Source organism: Streptosporangium sp. NPDC000095, assembly GCF_042899335.1.
Classification (GTDB): domain Bacteria; phylum Actinomycetota; class Actinomycetes; order Streptosporangiales; family Streptosporangiaceae; genus Streptosporangium.
Genome location: NZ_JBIAZS010000002.1, coordinates 498,587 through 518,505, shown reverse-complemented (window position 1 = coordinate 518,505; position 19,919 = coordinate 498,587). Strand labels below are relative to the sequence as shown.

Here is a 19,919-nt window from a genome sequence, read left to right as displayed (position 1 = left end):
CTTGAAGCGTGTGCTGCTGCTGGCGACCGGCGATCTCATCGCCTACTCCTACGCGCCCGGCCGCCCGGGGTTCTCGTCCGGGGCCGAGCTCCTGCGGGCACTCCCGCCCGGCGCGATCGCCGCGGACGTCGTGGTCGAGGACGTGATGGCGGAGCCCAGCTGGGACATGTCGACCTCGACCATGCTGGACCTGGCCCGCAGGGCACGCTCGGCCGTCCTGGAGCGCGGGTTCGACGGCGTCGTGATCACGCACGGCACCGACACGCTGGAGGAGACCGCCTATCTCGTGGACCTGCTCGCGGGCCGGGCGGCGGAGCGCGGAACCATCGCGCTGACCGGGGCCACGCGCTCCCTGGACGAGCTGTCCCCGGACGGGCCGCGCAACCTCGCCTCCTCCATCACGGCCGCCGCCGACGGCGCCTTGCGCGGTGCCGGGGCCGTCGTGTGCGTGAACGACGAGATCCACGCGGCCCGCTGGGTCACCAAGGTCGACGCCACGAGCGTCGCGGCGTTCTCGTCGGGCCCCTTTCCCGTGCTGGGCCGGGTGGTCGGCGGCCGGGTCGAGCCGCTGTCGGCCCCGCCGCCCCGGCCGCCCGCGTTCGTGGGGGACCCCGCGTCGGACGTGGCCCTGATCAAGACCTATCCGGGGATCGGTCCCGCGTCGCTCACCGCCGTCGTGGACGCGGGGGCACAGGGCGTCGTGCTGGAGGGGACCGGGCTGGGCAACGTACCGGTCGAGCTCTTCACGACGATCGCCGAGCTGACGGAGTGGGGGATCCCGGTGGTCGTCGCGTCGAGGTGCCGCACCCACGCGACCCCGTTCGACGAACTGCGCCCGGGTGCGGGGCTCGCCGCTCGCGTCGGGGCGATCGGCGCCCGCGGCCTGGCGCCCTCGAAGGCGCGGTACGCGCTGATGGTCGCGCTCGGGACCGGCGGGATCGACGCCGTACGCGACTGGTTCGGCAGGCTGTGACCCTCGGTGAGGGGATATACGGATAGGTAAAAAACACGAAAAAAGGGAGTATCGCCCGACTTTGCGGGCACGTCGGTGGATGCGAAGTCCGTGATCCGGTGAAGGGCTGGGGAGGCCTTCACCGGATCACCCTTCTCTTCCCCGCGCCACCAGGAGTGCTCAGGCGGGGATCGAGACCCCGAGGCCGCCACGCGTCTCGGCGCCGTACCGCTCCTTCTCCCTCGCGATGTCGAGGGGCTTGATGCGGGAGCGCCCGTTCAGCGTCTCCTCGGTGAGAAGATCGGCGGGAACGAGCCAGGAGACCTCGAACTCCAGCCCGTCGGGGTCCTTGGCGTACAGGGCCTTGGTGGTGGAGTGGTCGGAGGCGCCGACGAGGGCGTTGAGCTCGCCGAGTTTGAGGGCGATCCGCTCCAGTTCGGCGAGGGTGTCGACCTCCCAGGCGAGGTGATAGAGGCCGACCGTCGATCGCCCGGCCCCCGTGGGGCCCGCCTGCGCGCCGACCTCGAAGAGGCCGAGGTCGTGGTCGTTGCTGGATCCCGAGGCCTGAAGGAACGCGGCGCCCGGCATGCCCATGACCGTCCTGAAGCCGAGCGCCTCCTGGTAGAAGGCGACGCTGCGCTCCACGTCGCGGACGAAGAGAACGGCGTGGTTGAGTCGCTGGACCGGCATGGTTCCTCCCAAAAACTTGAACTCTCAAGTACATTACCTCCGTTTCATTGAGAGCTCAAGTAAGATGGTCCCGTGACGCGATGGCTGGACGACGACGAGCAGCGCACCTGGCGCGCCTACATGGCCGCCTCGCAGCTCGTCCTGGAGGAGCTGGACCGGCAGCTGCAGCGAGACTCGGGCATGCCACACGCCTACTACGCCGTGCTGGTGAAGCTCTCCGAGGCACCCGAGCGCATGATGCGGATGAGCGAGCTGGCGGCGGAGGTCAACTCCTCCCAGAGCCGCCTGTCCCACGCGGTGAAACGGCTGGAGGAACGCGGCTGGGTGCGACGCGAGCCGTGCGCCGCCGACAAGCGCGTGAGCTGGGCGATCCTCACCGACGAGGGCCTCGCCGCCCTCACCGCCGCCGCCCCGGGGCACGTCGAGGTCGTACGACAGACCCTCTTCGACCGCCTGACCCCCGACCAGCTCCGCCAACTACGAGAGATCTGCGCCGCGATCCTCCCCGCCCAGGACCCCTCGTAGCCGAATACGCCGACAGGGGTGGGGCTTTGCTTGGGCATTGCGGTTAGCAGGTATGCCAGGGGGGTCGTTGGCATGGGGCGGAAACGGGTGCTGCCAGCGCAGACAGCGGGCGGCGGGCGCGGCATCGTAGGGGGTGAAAGCAGCTCACCGGACCGGAAAAGCCGACGATGAACGTCAATCCGGAAGCGGTGGCTCCCGAAGACTCTCCCGCGAGAGTCAAGGATCGAGGTAACGGCCATGTGTCAGCACCAGCCTCAGTGCCCATCCGCGAACGCTCCTGACCACGACGCGGCCCGCCTGGTGGCCTTCCACCCCGAGCAGGGGTGGGGACTCCTCTGCAACGGTGTGGTGCTGTTCGAGGACAACGGCGAGCTTCTGCCCGACGGACGCAGCATCCCGGCTCACCGGGGTTCCTATGCCCAGGCGGCCTGAGCTCATGCGCCAGGGCTCCGCGACCAAGCAGACGGCACCCGGCCGGCCGGTCTCTCCGGCCCGACCGGGAAACGTCCGTCCGCCGGGATGGCGGCGCCTCCTGCGCGGGCTCGGCGAGCCGGTGATCCGAGCCGCCCGCGCGGCGCGCGTCCGGCGGGTCTCCTGGACGCTGTCGCCCGCCATCTCCTCGACGCCCCTGGCGCGGCGTCTCGTCCGAACCCAGCTCGACGACTGGGGATGCACGGGGGAGAGCGACATCGCGGAACTGCTCGTCAGCGAGCTGGTCACCAACGCCGTGCTCCACGGGCGGGGAGCACCGGTCGTCACCCTCTCCTGCCGGGAGGGCACGCTGCGCTGCGAGGTCGAGGACGAAGATCCATCCCTCCCCCAGGTGCGCGAGGAATCCGACGAGGGTGAGAACGGTCGCGGGCTGTTCCTCGTCGACACCCTGTCCCGGTCCTGGGGCACCGGCCGCACGCGCACGAGAAAGTACGGAAAGGCCGTCTGGTTCGAGCTGCCCGCCCACCAGGCGCGCCAGGCTTCCTGACCGTCCATCCGCGATGGGATGATCCCCCTCGCTTTGAGGTTCCCCATCTGTACAAGAACCCGGACAGCTACTGCGGCATCGGCGGCACCAACGTCAAGCTAGGTGACCCGTCCGAATGGGCCGCCTGCCGGACGGGCCTGGCCCCGACCGAGGAGTAGCGCCGACTTCACCGGCACGGCTCGCGCCCGGTTTCCGAGCGCGGGCTCGCTGTTGTCCCTTCGTCGATCCGGAGAGTCGACGAAGCCGATCGCTTCAGGCGACAGGACCTGAACGCATCGCTTCGGGGCAAGTGTGCTGGTAGATCGGTGCTTTCCGGCAGGGGTGGCGTAGACTCCGGCTATGACCGCTGCTCCTGAAGAGTACGAGGACATGCATCGGCTGGTCGATCGACTGACGCCGGACCAGCTCCATGAGGTGCGCGCGCATACCCTGCGTCTCGTCCACTCCGGTGAGGGTGAGCCGGGTCAGGAGTGGCCTCCTTCCTGGTTCGGATCGGTGACCACCGAGCGGGACGACATCGCCGAACGCACTGAGGATCTCCTGCGCCAGGGGTATGGTCACGAAGTGTGATCGTTGTTGACACCGGCCCCATCGTCGCCGCTGCCATCCGAAATGACCGCAGGCACGATGTCTGTGTAGAGGTGTTCAACCAGTTCCGCAGAGAACGACGCGAACTCCTCGTTCCGGCTTTCGTGGCAGGTGAGGTCTCCTACATGCTCGGCAAGATCGGCGGAGCCAAGGTGGAGGCCGGATTCCTACGCTCGCTGAGATCCGGAATCTTCGCCCTGGTCGATCTCACAGACGATGACCTCAACCGTATCGCCGACCTGGTGGAGCGCTATTCAGACCTTCCTCTCGGATCGGCGGACGCCTCGGTGGTCGCCGTCGCCGAGCGTCTTCGCATCGCCGAGGTGTTCACCCTGGACACCAGGGACTTCTCCGTGGTGCGGCCCGCGCATGTCACCGCCTTCACCCTGGTGCCCGGCTGACCGCTCCATGCCACCGGCTACATCGCGTTGGTAGGCACCAACGTCAAGCTAGGTGACCCATCCCAGTAGGGCGCCTGCCAGACGGGCCTTGAGCTACCACCGGCAAGACCTGTTCAGGTGCCGAACGGCTACTGCGACGCCGGTGGCACCAACGTCAAGCTAGTGGGCCGTCACACAACCTTGCTGGGGAAACCAGACCTGAAGAGAGCTGGTCACCCGGTCGTGATACCCGGTCAACGTTCGGAGACGGGCCACTAGGTGACCCGTCTTGCCGAAAGATCAAAGCCTGACTCCCGGTTTTGGGCCTGAAACAGGGAGTACCCTGAAGAGGGAAGGAGAACCATCCTCGTGACCGATGTCAGGCCTCGGAAGGCTTCAGCCGGAACGGCTAAGAAGCGAAAGCATCGGACGCTCCCGCCGCAGAGTGATTGTGAGACGGGTGCCACAGTGCAGGCTCCTCGCAGAAAAGAGATCGAGGAGCGGGCTGCGCTGCTCTTGTTCGAGCAGGCACAACGGCTGGACGAGGTGGCCGCCAGCACTCGTGAGACCGGCACCCGTGACACGGTCCGGGAGGTCGTCCAGGATCTGCTCGCTCACGCCGAGCCGGTGCGGGCGACGATCGCGTCGAAGATTCTCGGTGTTGACGAGAAGACGGTTCGCGCGTGGGCCAAGGAAGGGCTACTCGTCCCGGTCAGGGGAAGGCCCCGCCTGATGCTTGAAGCCGAGCGTCTGTACACCGTGGCAACGCTCGTCCAGGATCTACGCCAGGCCGGCCGCACCCGGAATCTGGTCGAGGCGGTCTGGCAGCGCCTGCAGGACCAGGAGCTTCTGGAGAACGATCAGCTGACCGACGGTCTTCGGCAGATGCAACAGGGCGAGGGCCGTCCGTGGCGAGAGATCAGGGCAGAGTGGAGTTCCAAGAATTCGGAGCTGACCGCCGGTGAAGACTGAGGTCTATCTCTCGGTTCTCGCGGAGAAGCACGCTGAGACCTTGCGCGGAGCAGATCTCAGGTCATTTGTCGCTTTTGTCGGTGATCTGGAAGTGCGCGGTTGCGCGGCCCTTGGATATCGGCTCACGGGGGAACTCCCGGTGAGTCGGCTGTGCGTCAAGCATCTGAGAGGCGCCATGCGCGTCGTGGTCGCCTTCAAAGAGCCGGGTCACGCATGGGTTCTAATGCTGGGACCCCATGATGAGCGCAACCGGACGCACGATGTCTATACCTCGTCTATACCTCGCTGTGGGAGGTGTGCGGGCTGGACGCGCCGCCGGTGGGTGAGCGTACCAAGCCCGCCTGTTGTGACGACGGCGGCGCGGATCCGAACCTGCCGGAAATAGATGATCTGGTGACTCGTTGCCGTGATCTCGCCAAGCCGCCTCGTCGGCGTAAGCGCCCAAGCTGACAAACTCCGGACTTAACGGCCGTTGCACGCCAAGCGGCACCAACGTCAAGCCAGGTGACCCATCCGAGTGGGGCGCCTGCCAGACAGACCTGGTCCCGACCGAGGAGTAACGCCGACTTCACTGGTACAGCTCGCGCCTGGCTCCTGGGAGCGGGCTGTGCCCGCTTGCGGGGCTCGCCTCTGACTTCCTGGTCGTGAGTCATGTCCGTCTGCGAGGCTTCGCCGTTGCTCCTTCATCGAGCTGGGAATGCTTTGGGGCTGCCGTACGATTCATGGCTGTTGTTCGCGCCGAGGGGCGTTTGGCGGCTCGGTCCGGTCTGCTTACCGACAGGCGATCGTGTGATGCTCCTTCTCCGGTTCACCGACTTCAGAATGTGTTCTGACTTACGATGGGAGGGTGAGCAGTAACGCCGACGCCGTCACCTTCTCGGACCTGTCGAGAAACCCCCGAGCCGTCGCCGAACGCGCCGCGCGCCTCGGACGAGTACGCGTCACTCACCGCGACGCCCCAGACTTCTACCTGACCGCCGTTGATCGTGAGGATCGGCGCGAGCAGACCCTGGCTACGGCATCCCGCCTGTTCCTCGCGCTCATCAAGCACGATCCGACCGCCCGCACACTGGTCATCGCCATGCCCGAAGTCTTCCCCTGGGTGCGCCACCTCACATCCACCGAACTGCGCGCCTTCACCCTCGAACTGGTGGAGGCGCTCTCCGACGCCGCCGAACTCGATGTCGATGTCACCACGCAGGAAGTCATCGCGGGCTGGCGGGCGACCGCTCGAATCAAAGCCGACCCCGCCCATTACGCCCAGGCTCGCAAGGCCACAAGCGGCGACTATGGAGCGGTAGAGGTCTCAGCGTGAGCCCAAAGCGGGGTGACCGGGTCACGGTCCCGCCTCCGGATGACGAATGGGACATCCGGTTCGGTACCGGTGACGCGGTCAGGGGTGGGAGGAGCTGTGCCGCCACGCCCTGGGCAACACACGCCGATGTTTCGAGGCGTTGCGCGCTGATCCGCGCTCACGTGCGGATCACGAGCGTCAACATCGCCTACGCGGTGACCTCGCGACTCATCGTCATAATGGCCAGGACCTGGAGCAGTGGGAGTTCGAGGTCACCAGTGGCGGGCGTGTCCGCTATGTCATCGATGACGCCACTCGCACCGTCTGGATCGTCTACGCCTCCCCCCGGCACCCGAAGGACACCGACGCCTGAAGCCTGAGGGCGGGGAGCCGATCAGGTGATCTCTTGTCCGGACCGCGACAGCCTCCCGAACCCTGGTGGCCGCTGCGGCATCGGCGGCACCAACGTCAAGCCAGGTGACCCGTCGGGGTGGGCGGCCTGCCAGACGGGCCTGGTTCCGACCGAGGAGTAGCTCCACAGCTCTCGCTGTACGGCTCGCGCTCAACTCTGAGCGCGAGCCGTATGCTGTAGGCGTCGCTTGCGTTTATTTCGTTTGTTGCGGATACTGCGAGAAGGAGGTACGGCGATGACAGATGTGCAGGCCAAGCGAGTGCAACCCGGAAGCATCGATGCTGAGATGGCCGGCCGTGCCGTACGCCGCATCAAGGACTACCTCATGCGATCTCACGAGCAGCCGGTCATCCGTGTCGTCGGCGAACATGGTGCGGAGGACCCGCTGATCTTGCCTCGGGAAGCCGTAAGTCTGCTCGCCTTCATTCTCGCCCAGGCGGCCGAAGGGCGGGGAGTGACAGTCATCCCCTCTCACGCCGAGCTGACGACACAGCAGGCGGCGGACATGCTGAATGTCTCACGTCCCTACCTGATCAAGCTACTGGAGGAGGGGGAGATTCCCTTCCGCCTGGTTGGTAAGCACAGGCGCGTCACATGCGAAGACCTTCAGGAGTACAAGCGCCGCGATGACGCCAGGCGTCGTACGGCTGCCGATCAACTTGCCGCGCTAGGCCAGGAGCTAGGCATCTGAGCATGAGCTTTGTGGTGGTCTATGACGCGAATGTGCTTTATGGCAACACGCTTCGCGACCTGCTCATCCGCCTGGCCATGACAGGACGGCTCCAGGCCAAGTGGACCAGCAGGATTCTCGACGAAATGCAGCGCAACCTTGCGGCCAATCGTCCAGACATTCCGGAGGAGAAGCTGGGCAAGCTTCGCCTGCTCATGAACTCCGCAGTCCGAGACTGCCTGGTCGAGGGGTACGAACCCCTTGTCGAAGGGCTGAAGCTACCCGACCCGGATGACCGGCATGTGCTTGCTGCGGCGATCAAAGTAGGAGCACAGGTCATCGTCACGTCAAATCTCAGGGACTTTCCTTCGGAACACTTGGCGCCCTGGGAGATCGAGGCCAAGTCTCCCGATGACTTCGTGCTGAACCAGATCGAGTTCGATGGACGAGTGATCTGGGCCTGTATTCAGCAGATCGCGGACTCGCGGGTGAACCCGCCGGAGGCCGTGGACGATGTGCTCGACGCTTTGGAGAAAGCAGGTCTGGTCGAGTCGGTCGCCGCCCTCCGAGCTGGTTAGCGGGTCGTCGAGGCTGAGGTGACAGTGAGAATGATTTGCTGCCTGAAGCGAACCGCTACCACCGGCAAGACCTGTTTCAGGTGCCGAACGGCTACTGCGACGCCGGTGGCGCCGGTGTGAGCTGCCCCGTCGGCTTGACCTCCGGTGAGGCCTGGCCCGGATTTCACCGGCCGCCGGACACTGATGACACACCGCCGGTGTCTGGGCTAAGGGGGGAACCTCAGGGCGAGACTGCGCATGCTGGTTCGCCTGCGAAGGTCCAGTGCCCGGCCGATGTGGGTCACGGCAACGGCCGTATGTTGACCGCTATGGCGCGACAGCTCCAGGTAACGGCCTCCAATGACACCGGCTAGCTCGGCCGCGTCGAAGTAGGTGATCCAGTCGGGATCGGGATCCCCTACGCAGATCGTGCCGAATGCGTCCTCGGCGGCGGTGGTTGTCCATCGGCGACTATGTTGCGACCTTGGTGGACAGAACTTCACGGAACTCGCCGACGGCCGGGCGGTCCTGCTGGTCGAGCGGGATGGCGCGCAGCAGCATTCGTCCGGTCTCGATGATGTGGTTGCTGCGGTAGGCGACAGGAAGAGGGTCTATCACCGTCGCTGCTCGGCGGACCCCCTCGTCGATCGCGCCCTGGACGACCGTGCAGAGCGCCTCGTGCAGAGCGACGTTGGCCTGGTACTGGTAGTCGCCGGTCAACCTGAGCACGTTCTCCCGGGCTGTGCCCGCTCTGGCCTCATCGCCCGCACCGGCATGGACCCAGCTCTGTGTGAAGTAGATCTGGTTCTCTTTCCAGAAGCCGAGCGAATCCCCGCGATCCCCCTTCTCCGTCAGCTCGACAACGGCGTCCAACGTCTCACGCGCCTCGGCATGTCTGCCGAGCAGCGAGAGGGCCTTCGCCCGGGTGGTCAGCAAGTCGACGGAGAGGCCGCCGGCGACCTGCTCCGCGTTGCCGACGAGGCGCATGACCGTCTCCGGGGCGCGCTGCCCATAGAGCCCGTGCCCGGCCTCCTCTGAGCGGACCAGGAGACGCACCTCCCGGTCCCCGGAGACATCGGCCGCGCTCCGTCCGGTACGCCACCAACGGACAGCGGCTCCATGGTCGCCCAGTCGGGTCAGCGCGTTGGCGTGAATGCTGGACAGCACGGCCAGGGTCCGCTGCAGCTCGGTCACCTCGGCGGGAGATGACACCTCCATCTGCCGCCGTACCGTGAGCAGGTCGATGATGAGATCGGCCGCCACCTGTGCGGGCGGCCTGGTGCGGAGCGCGTGCAGGTGGTCGGCGGCGGATATCTCCCACTCCTCGCCGCTTCGGAAACCATGGTCGAGGGACAGTTCGAGGAGTTGGCGAACCGGCTCACCGGAGACGCCAAATATCCCAATTCCGGCACTGGCCGCGGCAATCTGTAAAAGCCTTCGACGTTCCATGTCGTCTCCATCTGGTGCCTTCCGGATGAAAATACCCTCGGATGGCATCACCAATTCATCGGCATTCGGTGGATTTGCGAACAACTCCCTCTCGGGAACCTCGAAGATCTGAGCGAGCAGCGCAGGATAGGGCTCGTTCGGCCGATGCTTACCGGCTTCCCAGGCGCGGACCATGCGGGTCAATGATTCTTGAGTCGGCAGGTGTTCCCTGGTACGGCCGCCGGCGGCGTCGATCAACCGCCGAGCCATGTCCTTCAAGGACCATTCACGCGACTGCCGCTCTTCGCGCAATCGAACGGCCCACACAGGAAGATCGTTCATGTGCGCACCTCAAAGGCACAGGGGATGAGGGGGGGATATCCCCCCCTCATCCAAAGTATCCTCTGTTGCGGAGTGGTCACGGAGCGTTTTCATGGAGCCCCCATGAAAAGGCGGAGCCCGCCCATGGCATCGCGCTCCAGGACGGGCTCCTTGATCAGGAAATGAGTCCTGACCCGTGAACAACTTTAATGCTCCGGTTCTCGACCGGACTGCGGCGAACGACTGCCGCTGCTTCGCCGACGTGCCGCCGCTGCCGATGGGCTGCGCCGAGTGCGGACACGCCCCCTACGCCCACGGCTGCCCCGGCCGACCCAGCGATCACGAGTACGCGCAGCCGACCGGTGCGCTGATGGCGATGCGCCTGGAGGCGCGCCGCACCGGCACGCGCCCCTTCCCTCTCGTCGAGCGGCCCGTCACCACGGCGCCCGCCGAGGTCATCCCCCTGGTGCCCGCGCCCCGCCACTCCACCTCACCCGCCTCCATCCCGGACGTTCCCGCCGCGCCCGCGCCACCGCCCATTCGGACACCACACCCCACCCCTCGCCCAACCGCGCGGCCCGCTGCCGCACCACCCCGCCGCGACGACGCCCGTGTCGCCCGGCGTCCCGCACCCCGGCCGGTCGAGTCCGGACAGGACCGCGCGACCCGCCTCGCGCTCGCCCGCGACCCCCTCGCCCGCCGCCGAGCCCGCATCGCGGCCCGCGCCCACGAGCACAGCACTCCACCCCCGACCATGAGCCAACCGCCCACCCGGCCGCCGCTCACCCTGCTGCCGGCCCCTCCCGACCACCAACACCAAACCTCCTGGCCCAACCCCGCCCTCACTTCCGGCCAAGTCCGCTACTTCCCAAACGCCCCCGCACCCAGCCCTCACGAGCCCAGTTGTCACGAGCCCAGTTGTCACGAGCGCCGACAGCAGGTCGCGGCATGAACACCACCCCACGCGACCCCATGAGCAGGCGCGGTGGCGCGGCTCCTTCCCACATCCCCGCCGCCGCGCCACCACCCCACACCCAGGCCGTAGCACGAGCCCAAGACCTCGCCACCATCCTCAACGAGGTGCACGACGTCTCAGCCGACATCCACCACCTGCGCTCCGGCAACGCCATCGTCTCCGTCTTCCTCGGCCTGCTCGCCTACAGCGACGGCGAGAGATTCTGGTGGACCAGCCCCGTACTCGACCGATTCGGCGACCACCTGCTCAGCGCCGCCTCAGCCCCGGCCACAGCCGCCGAACGCCTCGCCGCGCACTACCGGATCCTGCGCGTCCGCCCCGCCGCCAGCCTCCTGGAGAGCGAACTACCACTACTCACCGACACGACCCCGGCAGAGCATGTTGTCCCGCGCTGACGCCGACGCCGCACGCGCCGCCCGGCAAGTACAGGATCACGCCCCCACCTGGTGCGTCATCTGGAGCCTGCGCTTTCGCCGGTTCGAAGCCTGGGAGTGCACCGACCCGGCCCAGTGCCGCACGGTCCACGCCACCAGCGCCGCCGAACTGTGGGACCGGATGCAACAGATAGACCTCGACCTGTGGCGTACCCGGCCCCGAGGTGACCGGACCGAGCCGACCACGGCTCCATGAACGGCGCGGCGGCACGGCGACCAGCCTCCCGTGCCGTCGCGCTCCCCACCTCCTGCGGGCGGTGGCGCACAACCAGGGGTCGCCCGCAGGGTCGGACACGACCAGGCGGCTCATCAGGGCGCGGATGGTCTTTCTCAACGAGGGGAGACGAGGGAAACGCGGGGAAGGGGAAAAGTGCTCAACCGCGAGGTGCGCGGGAGTCGAGGTCGGGGGCGGGGGTGGCGAGGTGGATCCAGGGGTCGGCGATGACCCGGTGGATGACCTGGCCCGCGGCGCCCAGGGTGGCGGCGTCGCCGCCGAGGCGGGAGACGGTCAGCTCGGGGACGGTGCGGCGCATCACGCCCAGTCGCGAGGTCATCGTCTCGTGCGTGGTGCCTCGGATCCATGGGAACAGGGGGGCGAACACCCCGCCCAGCACGATGGTCCCCGGGTCCATCAGGTGCACGGCGGAGGTGAGGGCGACGCCGAGCGCCTGGCCGGCGCGTTCGCAGGCCTCCAGCGAGGCGGGCTCGCCCGCTTGGAGGCGCCCCAGCAGGGTGGTCACCCCGTCGGGGACCCCGGCGAGTCCGGCGGCCCTCAGCAGCGCGTCCTGTCCGGCGTACTGCTCCAGGCATCCCCGGCCGCCGCAACGGCAGGCGGGGCCTTCGGGGGAGACGACCACGTGGCCCAGTTCCCCGGCGAGGCCGCTGGCGCCGCGGAACAGGGTCCCGCCGACCACCAGGCCCGCGCCGATGCCGATCTCCCCCGACACGTGCAGGAAGTCGCCGGGGACGGAGCCGAACCAGCGCTCGCCCAGGGCGGCGAGGTTGGCCTCGTTGTCCAGCGTGACGGGGAAGTTCAGCAGTTCGGAGACGCGGACGTCGTGCCAGCCGAGGTTGGGGGCCGTGTGGACGAGCCCGTCCTCCACAGGGCCGGGGACCGCGAGGGTCGATCCGGCGATGGTGAGGCCCTCCGCGCGAGCTTCGTCCACAGCCCTGTGGGCAAGTTGTTCCAGGTGGGACAGGGTTTCCACAGGCGAGACACTGCGGTTGTCCACAGCCTGTGTATATCTGAGCCGCACCGCGAGGGTGAGATCGACCACACAGGCGGACAGATAGTCGACGTTGATCTCCAGGCCGAGCGCGGCGACCCGCTGCCCGCTGAGCGCGACGGCCGTGCCGGGCCGTCCCCGCTCGCCGTCCCTGAGCGCGCCGGACTCGGCGACCATGCCCGCCTCGATCAGGTCGCCGACCATCTTCGACACCGTGGTCTTGGTCAGCCCGGTGATCTCGGCCAGTGCGGCCCGGCTGATCGGACCGCTCCTGCGTACCTCGCTGAGGACCACACCCAGGTTGCGGGCGCGCATCGAATTGTGGCGTACAGCCTGTGTCATGGAGCATCCACCTCTTGACGATCCCACCACCTCGATCCATATTAAGTCCATAAAGTGGATTAAATCGGAGGAACGCAGATGAGCGCCTACACCCCCAAGCCCGAAGACCGCTTCACTTTCGGGCTGTGGACCGTCGGCTGGCAGGCCCGCGACCCCTTCGGGGACGCGTCCAGGGCCCCGTTGGACCCGGTGGAGAGCGTCCACCGGCTCGCCGAGCTCGGCGCGTACGGCGTCACCTTCCACGACGACGACCTCCTCGCCGTCGAGCCCGACCGTGACAGGGCCATCGCGAACTTCAAGAAGGCGCTGGCCGAGACCGGGCTCAAGGTTCCGATGGCCACCACGAACCTGTTCACCCACCCCGTCTTCAAGGACGGCGGATTCACCAGCAACGACCGCGACGTCCGCCGCTACGCGCTGCGCAAGGTCATCCGCAACGTCGACCTCGCCGCCGAGCTCGGCGCGACCACCTACGTCTGCTGGGGCGGGCGCGAGGGCGCCGAGTCCGGGGCCGCCAAGGACATCAAGGCCGCGCTCAGCCGCTACAAGGAGGGCATGGACCTGCTCACCTCGTACGTGATCGAGCAGGGCTACGACATCAGGTTCGCCATCGAGCCCAAGCCGAACGAGCCCCGGGGCGACATCCTGCTCCCGACCATCGGCCACGCCCTCGCGTTCATCAACGAGCTTGAGCACTCCGAGCGCGTCGGCCTCAACCCCGAGGTGGGCCACGAGGAGATGGCCGGGCTCAACTTCGCGCACGGCATCGCGCAGGCGCTCTGGCACGGCAAGCTCTTCCACATCGACCTGAACGGCCAGCACGGTCCCCGCTACGACCAGGACCTGATCTTCGGCCACGGCGACGTGAAGAACGCCTTCTTCCTGGTCGACCTGCTGGAGAACGGCGGCTACGACGGCCCCAGGCACTTCGACTACAAGCCGCTGCGCACCGAGGACTCCGAGGACGTCTGGGTCTCCGCCGCGGCCAACATGCGCACGTACCTGATCCTGAAGGAGAAGGTGGCGGCGTTCCGCGCCGACCCCGAGGTCGCCGAGGCGCTCGCCGCGAGCAAGGTCGCCGAGCTCTCCGAGCCGACGCTCGCCCCCGGCGAGACGATCGCCGACCTGAACCGCGACGAGTTCGACCTCGACGCGGTGGCGGCGCGCGGCTTCCACTTCACGCGCCTCAACCAGCTCGCGATGGACTACCTCCTCGGAGTCCGCGGATGACACTGGTGGCCGGGGTCGACTCGTCGACCCAGAGCTGCAAGGTGGTGATCAGGGACGCCCGCACGGGCGCCCTGGTCCGCCAGGGACGCGCGACCCACCCCGAGGGCACCGAGGTCGACCCCGAGGCGTGGTGGCAGGCGCTCCAGGAGGCGCTGGCACAGGCGGGCGGGCTGGACGGCGTCGAGGCGATGAGCATCGGCGCGCAGCAGCACGGCATGGTCTGCCTGGACGAGTCCGGCGAGGTCGTCAGGAAGGCGCTGCTGTGGAACGACACCCGTTCCGCCGGAGCCGCCGCCGACCTGGTGAAGGAGCTGGGCGGCCCCGAGGTCTGGGCCGAGGCGGTCGGCAGCGTGCCGGTCGCGTCGTTCACGGTGACCAAGCTCCGCTGGCTGGCCGAGCACGAGCCGGAGTCCGCCCACCGTACGGCGAGGGTGTGCCTGCCGCACGACTGGCTCACCTGGCGGCTGGGCGGGGAGTTCGTCACCGACAGAGGTGACGCGTCGGGCACCGGCTACTGGTCGCCCGCGACCGGCGCCTACCGGACCGACCTCCTCCAGGGGGCCTTCGGCACCCTACCGGGCCTGCCCGAGGTGCTGGGTCCCCGCGACTCCGCGGGCGAGGTACGGCCCGCGGCCGGTGTCCCCGGTGCGAACGCGGTGCGGCTCGCGCCGGGTACGGGCGACAACATGGCGGCGGCCCTCGGGGTCGGCGCCCTGCCCGGGGACGTGGTGGTGTCGATCGGGACGTCCGGGACGGCCTTCGCGGTCGCCGAGAGCCCGATCGCCGACCCGACCGGTTCCGTGGCCGGGTTCGCCGACGCCACGGGGCGGTTCCTCCCGCTGGTGGCCACGCTCAACGCCGCCAGGGTGCTCGACGCCGCCGCGCGGGTGCTCGGAGTCGGTCTGGACGAGCTCGGCAGGCTGGCGCTCGAAGCGCCCTCGGGGGCCGGAGGACTTGTCCACGTCCCCTACCTGGAGGGCGAGCGCACCCCGAACCTGCCCACCGCCACGGGCTCGCTGCACGGGCTGACGCTGGCCACCTCCACCCCGGCGCACCTCGCCAGGGCGGCGGTGGAGGGCATGCTCTGCCATCTCGCCGACGCCTTCGACGCCCTCGGGCTCGACCCGGCCAGGGTGCTGCTCATCGGCGGAGGCGCGAAGTCCGAGGCCGTACGGCGGATCGCCCCCGCGGTCTTCGGGCGGCCGGTGGTCGTCCCCGAGCCGGGGGAGTACGTCGCCGACGGTGCGGCGAGGCAGGCCGCCTGGCTGCTCGGCGGCGACGAGCCGCCGGCCTGGGAGGCGGGCAAGGTCGAGCACTACGAGGCCGATCCCGCGCCCGAGGTCAGGGCACGCTACGCCGAGGTCCGCGGCCTCGGCTGAGACACGGACACGGCGACCACACGGTCGTGGCCCCCACCACACGACCGTGACTGCTCCCACCGCGCGGATCCGCGGTGGAGCAGCCGATACGGGTACGCGGTTCGCGCCGCGTACCGCGAGGATCCACGGCCGCGTAGCCGGACACGGGGCACGCGGCCGTGGTTCACACCGCGAGGATCCGCGAGGATCCGCGACAGTGCGGCCGGATGCGGGCGCACCGACGCGGTTCGCACGGGACGGTTCGCCGCCTCCGAACAGGAGGCGGCGAACCGCGTACCGGGACCGCGTACCGGGACCGCGTACCGGGACCGCGTACCGGGACCGCGTACCGGGACCGCGTACCGGGACCGTTTCGGGGCGAGGGCTCTCAGGGGCGCCTCAGGGTCGGATCAGGGATGCCGCCGGATGTCTGAAACATCCTCTGGCGGACAGTCTTAGCGCATGCTCGCGTCGAAGAGGCTCTACCCCCTGATCGCATGTGCCGCGATCGTCGTCGCCGTCGTGGCCGCCGTCACGGGACTGACCGAACCGGTCCTCTCCCCGAACCCGCTCGATCTGACGATCGGTGAGTACGCCGCCCTGGACCGCACCGGAGCCGCCGGGCTCGCGATGGCGGCGCTGGGGATCGCGGCCTTCGCGGTGGTCGCCGGGCTGCGGGCCGTGGGGGCGCCGGTGGACGCCTTGGCCGAGCGGCTGATGCTGGCCTGGGGTGCGGGGCTCGTCGTCCTCGCGGTGCTGCCCGCCGCGCTTCCCGCCACGGGGACGGACCTGATCGCCCAGACGTACCGCTACCTGTCGGTCGCCGTGCTGGCGGCGGTGCCCGCGGCGAGTGGCCTGACGGTGGCGCGGTTCGCCGAGGACGAGCGGTGGCGGCCGACGGCCAGGCCGGTGGAGTGGCTCACGCTGGCCGGGGGTTTCGGGCTGCTGGCGCTCGTCTACGTGATGCTTCCCGGGCAGGGGATGTTCGTCGGTCTCGTCGAGTGGTCGCTGCTCGGCGCCGAGGTCGCGCTGGTCGGAGTGCTCGCCGTCCGGCTCGCGCGGCTGACGTGGGCGCGGGGCGCCGCTCACGCCTCACGCGCCGCCCTCGGCTGACTCATTCACTTCTGGAAACTCTTTCATCACATGTCACGAATAGGCTACAAATAGGGGGAGCCGCCAGTGCTATTGTCGTCGGCGATCTAGAGATTGCCCGGTCTCCCCGGGCGCTCCGAGAGCAAGCCGTTGAGGTGACATGGCAGCGAGCAGGTCCATCCGGTTCAAGGTCTCGGTGCTGTTGGTCATCCCCCTCGTCTCACTGGTCGGGGTGTGGGGCTTCGCGGCGGCCGTGACGGTCGGCGACTCGATGAGCCTGCTCTCCCTCAGCACGCTGTACGACTCCGTGGGCAAGCCCGCCGGAGAGCTCGGCGCAGCGGTCCAGCGTGAGCACCTCCTGTCGGCCGACTACCTGGCCACCCGCTCCGCCGCGGACCGCGACACCCTCGCGAGCCAGCGCCTCGTCACCGACCAGGCCCGTGACCGCCTGCGCCGGCAGACGACCGTCGGGGTGGCGCAGACGGCGATGTCCGACGAGATGAAGGCGCGTCACGCCGAGCTGATGCGCCAGGTGGACGGGCTCGACGCGATCCGCGCCAGGATCGACACCGGGCGGATCGGCCCGGTGGGCCTCACCGAGGAGTTCGGCCGGGTGCCCGACGCCCTGCGCCGGCTCTTCAACACCCTGAGCCTCAGCAACGACCTCCCGCTCTACCGCCAGTCGCGGGGCATCACGATGATCAACCAGGCCGTGGACGTGCTCAACCGCGAGCGGGCGCTCGTCGCGGGCCCGCTCGTGCTCGGAACCCCGATGACGGCGAGCGAGACGAGGCTGTTCGCCAAGCTCGCCGGAAACCGGGCCTTCCTCATGGAGCAGGCGCTCCCCGACCTCTCCCCCGAGCTGCGCGCCCCCTTCTCCGAGCTGATCGCCTCCTCGGCGTACGCCCGCTTCACCGACCTGGAGAACCGCCTGCTCTCCGGCGTCTCCGAGGTGTCGTCCGCCGCCTGGCGCTCCGTCGGGGACGAGGTGGACGCCTCCTACCGGCGCTCCCTCGCGGCGGCCGTCCCCCTGCTGGTCGAGCAGGCCACGCCCGTGGCCGTCGGCGTCTTCGTCCGAGCCGGCGTCGTCGGGGTGCTCGGCCTCATCGCGGTCATCGCGTCGGTGCTGGTCTCGTACCGGATCGGCAGCGGGATCACCAGGGAGCTCGCCGACGTGCGGCGGGCCGCCGCCGACCTGGCGCAGGTGCGGCTCCCGAGGGTGATGGAGAAGCTGCGCCGCGGCGACAGGGTGGACGTGGAGGCGGAGGCGCCCGCGCTGAAGCCGTCGGGCAGCACGACGGAGGTCCACGACGTCGCCGCCGCCTTCAACAGCGTCCAGCGCAGCGCCCTGGACGCCGCGGTGGAGCAGGCCAGGCTGCGCGAGGGCGTCTCGCAGGCGTTCCGCAACCTCGCCCGCCGGAGCCAGTCGCTGCTGCAGCGCCAGCTCAAGCTGCTCGACGGCATGCAGAAGCAGGCCGAGGATCCCATCGCGCTGGACAACCTCTTCAGGCTCGACCACCTCACCACCCGCATGCGCCGCCACGCCGAGGGTCTGGTGATCCTGTCCGGCGGGGCGGCGGGCCGCAAGTGGCGCTCGGCGGTGCCGATGGAGGACGTGCTGCGCGGGGCGGCCGCCCAGGTCGAGGACTACACCCGGGTGCTGATCTACCCGACGGGCGGCACCACCCTGATCGGCAACGCCGCCGCGGACATGATGCACCTGTTCGCCGAGATCCTGGAGAACGCCACCGTCTTCTCCCCGCCGGCCAGCCCGGTCTCGGTACGGGGCGAGCTCGTCGCGCGAGGCTTCGCGGTCGAGATCGAGGACAGGGGACTCGGGCTGACCGACGAGAAGCTCGCCGCGATCAACGAGCGCCTGGCCAGCCCGCCGGAGTTCGACCCCGCCGACACCGACCGGCTGGGCTTCGCGGTGGTCGGCCTGCTGGCCGCCAGGTACGGGGTCGAGGTGACGCTGCGCGCCTCGCCGTACGGCGGCACGGGGGTGGTCGTCCTCATTCCCGAGAATCTGCTCGGCGACCCCGAGCCCGTCGAGGAGCCGCCGGTTCTCACCGTCATCGGCGCCCGGCCCGAGTCGGCGGAGCGGCGCTCGGAGATCGTCGTGGAGCGGGTGGACCGGACCGGTGACTCCGGCGAGGTCCCGATCCCCGCGGACCTGTGGCAGCCGGGGCGGCGCGGTGCCGACGGCCTGCCCCGCCGGGTGCGGCAGGCGAACATGCCGCCGCGCCAGGTGCGGGAGTCCCGCCCGTCGGAGAGCGCGCCCGGCTCGGCGTCCGGCTCGGAGGTCGAGGAACGGTCGCCCGAGGAGGCGAGGGCGCTGATGAGCGCCCTGCAGTCCGGCTGGCAGCGCGGACGCGCCGACGACGAGGACGGCGGTGCCGATCGATGAGGCGGGAGCGCGGGAGCGGAGCCGCGGGATCGGGTTCGCGGAGCCCCGCCCGGAGGTCTCGGGCGCGTCAGGGCGACGCCGGTGTGAGTGAAGTCGCGCCGGTTCGAATGCTTGGGAGTCACGCCGGTGTGAGCGAAGTCGCGCCGGTTCGGGTGCTTCGGAGTCACGCCGGTGGGAACGGATCGGCGGGAACGGATTTACCGAGCCGGTGGGGGCCGGCGGCAGGCGAGACCATCGCAGGGGAAGGGGTTTGACCACGTGCCGGGTGAGCTTCATTGGCTTCTGGATGACTTCGTCACGAGTGTGGCGGATGTCTCGCACGCACTGATCCTGTCCAACGACGGGTTGATGATGGCCTCGTCCCGAGCGTTGAGCAAGGAGGACGCCGAGCACCTGTCCGCGGTCGCCTCCGGCTTCCAGAGCCTCGCCAAGGGCACCAGCCTGCAGTTCGGCGGGGGCAGCGTGCGCCAGACGATGGTGGAGATGGACTCCGCGTTCCTGTTCGTCACCTCCGCGGGCCAGGGGAGCTGTCTCTCGGTCCTGACCACCGGTGCCGCGGACGTGGGTCTGGTCGCCTACGAGATGGCCCGCCTGGTCACCCGCGTCGGCCAACATCTGGCCACAAGCCCTCGGGTGGGGGGCCTGTGAAGGACGACGTCGAGTGGGTCGACGAGGAGGCGGGTCCCGTCGTCCGCCCCTACGCGATGACCGGCGGACGCACCCGGGCGTCGTCCTCCTCGCTCGACATGCTCGCGGTGGCGGTGGCGACGGGAGCGCCGGTCGCCTCGGGGGCGAACCTGGGCTCCGAGCACCGGCGGCTGCTCAACCTGGTCAAACGGGCACGCCCGATCGTGGAGATCGCCTCGGACGCGGGCCTGCCCATCGGCGTGATCAGGGTTCTCCTGGGCGACCTGCTGGACCAGGGCCTGATCCTGGTACGGTCGCCGCTTCCCGCCGCCTCCATGCCCCCGGAGAACCTCCTGAGGGAGCTGATCAGCGGCCTGCGCGCCCTGTGACGCCCTCCGCCCTCCGGCCCTGAGCGCCCGAGCCGGCGCCCGGCCCCGCCACGGGGGCCGGTTGCACCTC

The 19,919-nt window shown here is 69.1% G+C and carries 22 protein-coding genes; 19 read left to right on the top strand and 3 right to left on the bottom strand.

The genetic code is table 11. From position 1 onward, the window contains the following. Positions 1-10 precede the first annotated feature (10 nt). Positions 11-973 carry an asparaginase gene (locus ACFY3V_RS07760; RefSeq protein WP_389771286.1) on the top strand — a complete coding sequence of 321 codons (963 nt, stop codon included), beginning with the start codon at positions 11-13 and terminating at the stop codon, positions 971-973. A gap of 159 nt (positions 974-1,132) precedes the next feature. On the opposite strand, the gene ACFY3V_RS07755 is transcribed toward ACFY3V_RS07760, so the two are convergent. Beyond that, a complete protein-coding gene (locus ACFY3V_RS07755) occupies positions 1,133-1,642 on the bottom strand; it encodes a VOC family protein (protein ID WP_350942325.1) in 510 nt (169 codons plus the stop codon). 72 nt (positions 1,643-1,714) lie between these two features. Between ACFY3V_RS07755 and ACFY3V_RS07750 the strand changes: the two genes are divergently transcribed. The 9 genes from ACFY3V_RS07750 to ACFY3V_RS07710 all read left to right on the top strand — a co-directional run bounded on the left by ACFY3V_RS07750 (position 1,715) and on the right by ACFY3V_RS07710 (position 8,040). Continuing rightward, positions 1,715-2,167 (top strand): MarR family winged helix-turn-helix transcriptional regulator, encoded by a 453-nt coding sequence (locus ACFY3V_RS07750; RefSeq protein WP_389771022.1) that lies wholly within the window; start codon positions 1,715-1,717, stop codon positions 2,165-2,167. 237 nt (positions 2,168-2,404) lie between these two features. Further along, entirely contained in the window at positions 2,405-2,599 is a 195-nt protein-coding gene (locus ACFY3V_RS07745) for a DUF5999 family protein (protein WP_350942327.1), read from the top strand. Continuing rightward, positions 2,583-3,146 carry an ATP-binding protein gene (locus ACFY3V_RS07740; protein WP_362903919.1) on the top strand — a complete coding sequence of 188 codons (564 nt, stop codon included), beginning with the start codon at positions 2,583-2,585 and terminating at the stop codon, positions 3,144-3,146. Before ACFY3V_RS07745 ends, ACFY3V_RS07740 begins: the two co-directional genes overlap by 17 nt. Positions 3,147-3,485: 339 nt before the next feature. After that, positions 3,486-3,716, top strand: coding sequence for a hypothetical protein (locus ACFY3V_RS07735; protein ID WP_362903917.1), 231 nt, complete (start codon positions 3,486-3,488; stop codon positions 3,714-3,716). Beyond that, complete coding sequence (locus ACFY3V_RS07730; protein ID WP_362903915.1) at positions 3,713-4,135, top strand: PIN domain-containing protein; 423 nt, start codon at positions 3,713-3,715, stop codon at positions 4,133-4,135. Before ACFY3V_RS07735 ends, ACFY3V_RS07730 begins: the two co-directional genes overlap by 4 nt. Positions 4,136-4,582: 447 nt before the next feature. After that, a complete protein-coding gene (locus ACFY3V_RS07725) occupies positions 4,583-5,086 on the top strand; it encodes a MerR family transcriptional regulator (protein WP_389771015.1) in 504 nt (167 codons plus the stop codon). An 847-nt stretch (positions 5,087-5,933) separates the two neighbouring features. Continuing rightward, positions 5,934-6,401 carry a hypothetical protein gene (locus ACFY3V_RS07720; protein WP_350942330.1) on the top strand — a complete coding sequence of 156 codons (468 nt, stop codon included), beginning with the start codon at positions 5,934-5,936 and terminating at the stop codon, positions 6,399-6,401. 626 nt (positions 6,402-7,027) lie between these two features. Beyond that, the gene (locus ACFY3V_RS07715; protein WP_362519972.1) at positions 7,028-7,483 is read left to right on the top strand and encodes an excisionase family DNA-binding protein; all 456 of its coding nucleotides are present in this window, start codon (positions 7,028-7,030) and stop codon (positions 7,481-7,483) included. 2 nt (positions 7,484-7,485) lie between these two features. Next, entirely contained in the window at positions 7,486-8,040 is a 555-nt protein-coding gene (locus ACFY3V_RS07710) for a PIN domain-containing protein (protein WP_362903909.1), read from the top strand. Between the two features lie 450 nt (positions 8,041-8,490). On the opposite strand, the gene ACFY3V_RS07705 is transcribed toward ACFY3V_RS07710, so the two are convergent. Continuing rightward, entirely contained in the window at positions 8,491-9,789 is a 1,299-nt protein-coding gene (locus ACFY3V_RS07705; protein ID WP_389771010.1) for a helix-turn-helix transcriptional regulator, read from the bottom strand. 175 nt (positions 9,790-9,964) lie between these two features. Between ACFY3V_RS07705 and ACFY3V_RS07700 the strand changes: the two genes are divergently transcribed. The 3 genes from ACFY3V_RS07700 to ACFY3V_RS07690 are packed head-to-tail and all read left to right on the top strand — an operon-like array spanning position 9,965 to position 11,374. Then, entirely contained in the window at positions 9,965-10,720 is a 756-nt protein-coding gene (locus ACFY3V_RS07700) for a hypothetical protein (RefSeq protein WP_389771007.1), read from the top strand. Further along, entirely contained in the window at positions 10,717-11,139 is a 423-nt protein-coding gene (locus ACFY3V_RS07695) for a hypothetical protein (protein ID WP_389771004.1), read from the top strand. The genes ACFY3V_RS07700 and ACFY3V_RS07695 overlap by 4 nt, the downstream gene beginning before the upstream one ends. Continuing rightward, on the top strand, positions 11,123-11,374 hold the full coding sequence (locus tag ACFY3V_RS07690; protein ID WP_350942354.1) for a hypothetical protein: 252 nt from the start codon (positions 11,123-11,125) through the stop codon (positions 11,372-11,374). Before ACFY3V_RS07695 ends, ACFY3V_RS07690 begins: the two co-directional genes overlap by 17 nt. A gap of 178 nt (positions 11,375-11,552) precedes the next feature. Here the strand turns inward: ACFY3V_RS07690 and ACFY3V_RS07685 are convergent, their stop codons facing one another. After that, positions 11,553-12,746 (bottom strand): ROK family protein, encoded by a 1,194-nt coding sequence (locus ACFY3V_RS07685; RefSeq protein WP_389770999.1) that lies wholly within the window; start codon positions 12,744-12,746, stop codon positions 11,553-11,555. 78 nt (positions 12,747-12,824) lie between these two features. On the opposite strand from ACFY3V_RS07685, the gene xylA reads away from it, so the two are divergent. The 6 genes from xylA to ACFY3V_RS07655 all read left to right on the top strand — a co-directional run bounded on the left by xylA (position 12,825) and on the right by ACFY3V_RS07655 (position 19,849). Next, on the top strand, positions 12,825-13,976 hold the full coding sequence (xylA, locus tag ACFY3V_RS07680; RefSeq protein ID WP_362903901.1) for a xylose isomerase: 1,152 nt from the start codon (positions 12,825-12,827) through the stop codon (positions 13,974-13,976). Further along, positions 13,973-15,355 carry a xylulokinase gene (gene xylB, locus ACFY3V_RS07675; protein ID WP_362903899.1) on the top strand — a complete coding sequence of 461 codons (1,383 nt, stop codon included), beginning with the start codon at positions 13,973-13,975 and terminating at the stop codon, positions 15,353-15,355. The genes xylA and xylB overlap by 4 nt, the downstream gene beginning before the upstream one ends. Positions 15,356-15,796: 441 nt before the next feature. Beyond that, positions 15,797-16,447: a DUF998 domain-containing protein gene (locus ACFY3V_RS07670; protein ID WP_389770995.1), complete on the top strand. Its 651-nt coding sequence runs from the start codon at positions 15,797-15,799 to the stop codon at positions 16,445-16,447. Between the two features lie 139 nt (positions 16,448-16,586). Further along, positions 16,587-18,833 carry an ATP-binding protein gene (locus ACFY3V_RS07665; protein WP_362903895.1) on the top strand — a complete coding sequence of 749 codons (2,247 nt, stop codon included), beginning with the start codon at positions 16,587-16,589 and terminating at the stop codon, positions 18,831-18,833. Positions 18,834-19,091: 258 nt separating this feature from the next. Continuing rightward, complete coding sequence (locus ACFY3V_RS07660) at positions 19,092-19,481, top strand: roadblock/LC7 domain-containing protein (RefSeq protein ID WP_350942366.1); 390 nt, start codon at positions 19,092-19,094, stop codon at positions 19,479-19,481. Next, a complete protein-coding gene (locus ACFY3V_RS07655) occupies positions 19,478-19,849 on the top strand; it encodes a DUF742 domain-containing protein (RefSeq protein ID WP_362518451.1) in 372 nt (123 codons plus the stop codon). The genes ACFY3V_RS07660 and ACFY3V_RS07655 overlap by 4 nt, the downstream gene beginning before the upstream one ends. Positions 19,850-19,919: the final 70 nt, after the last annotated feature.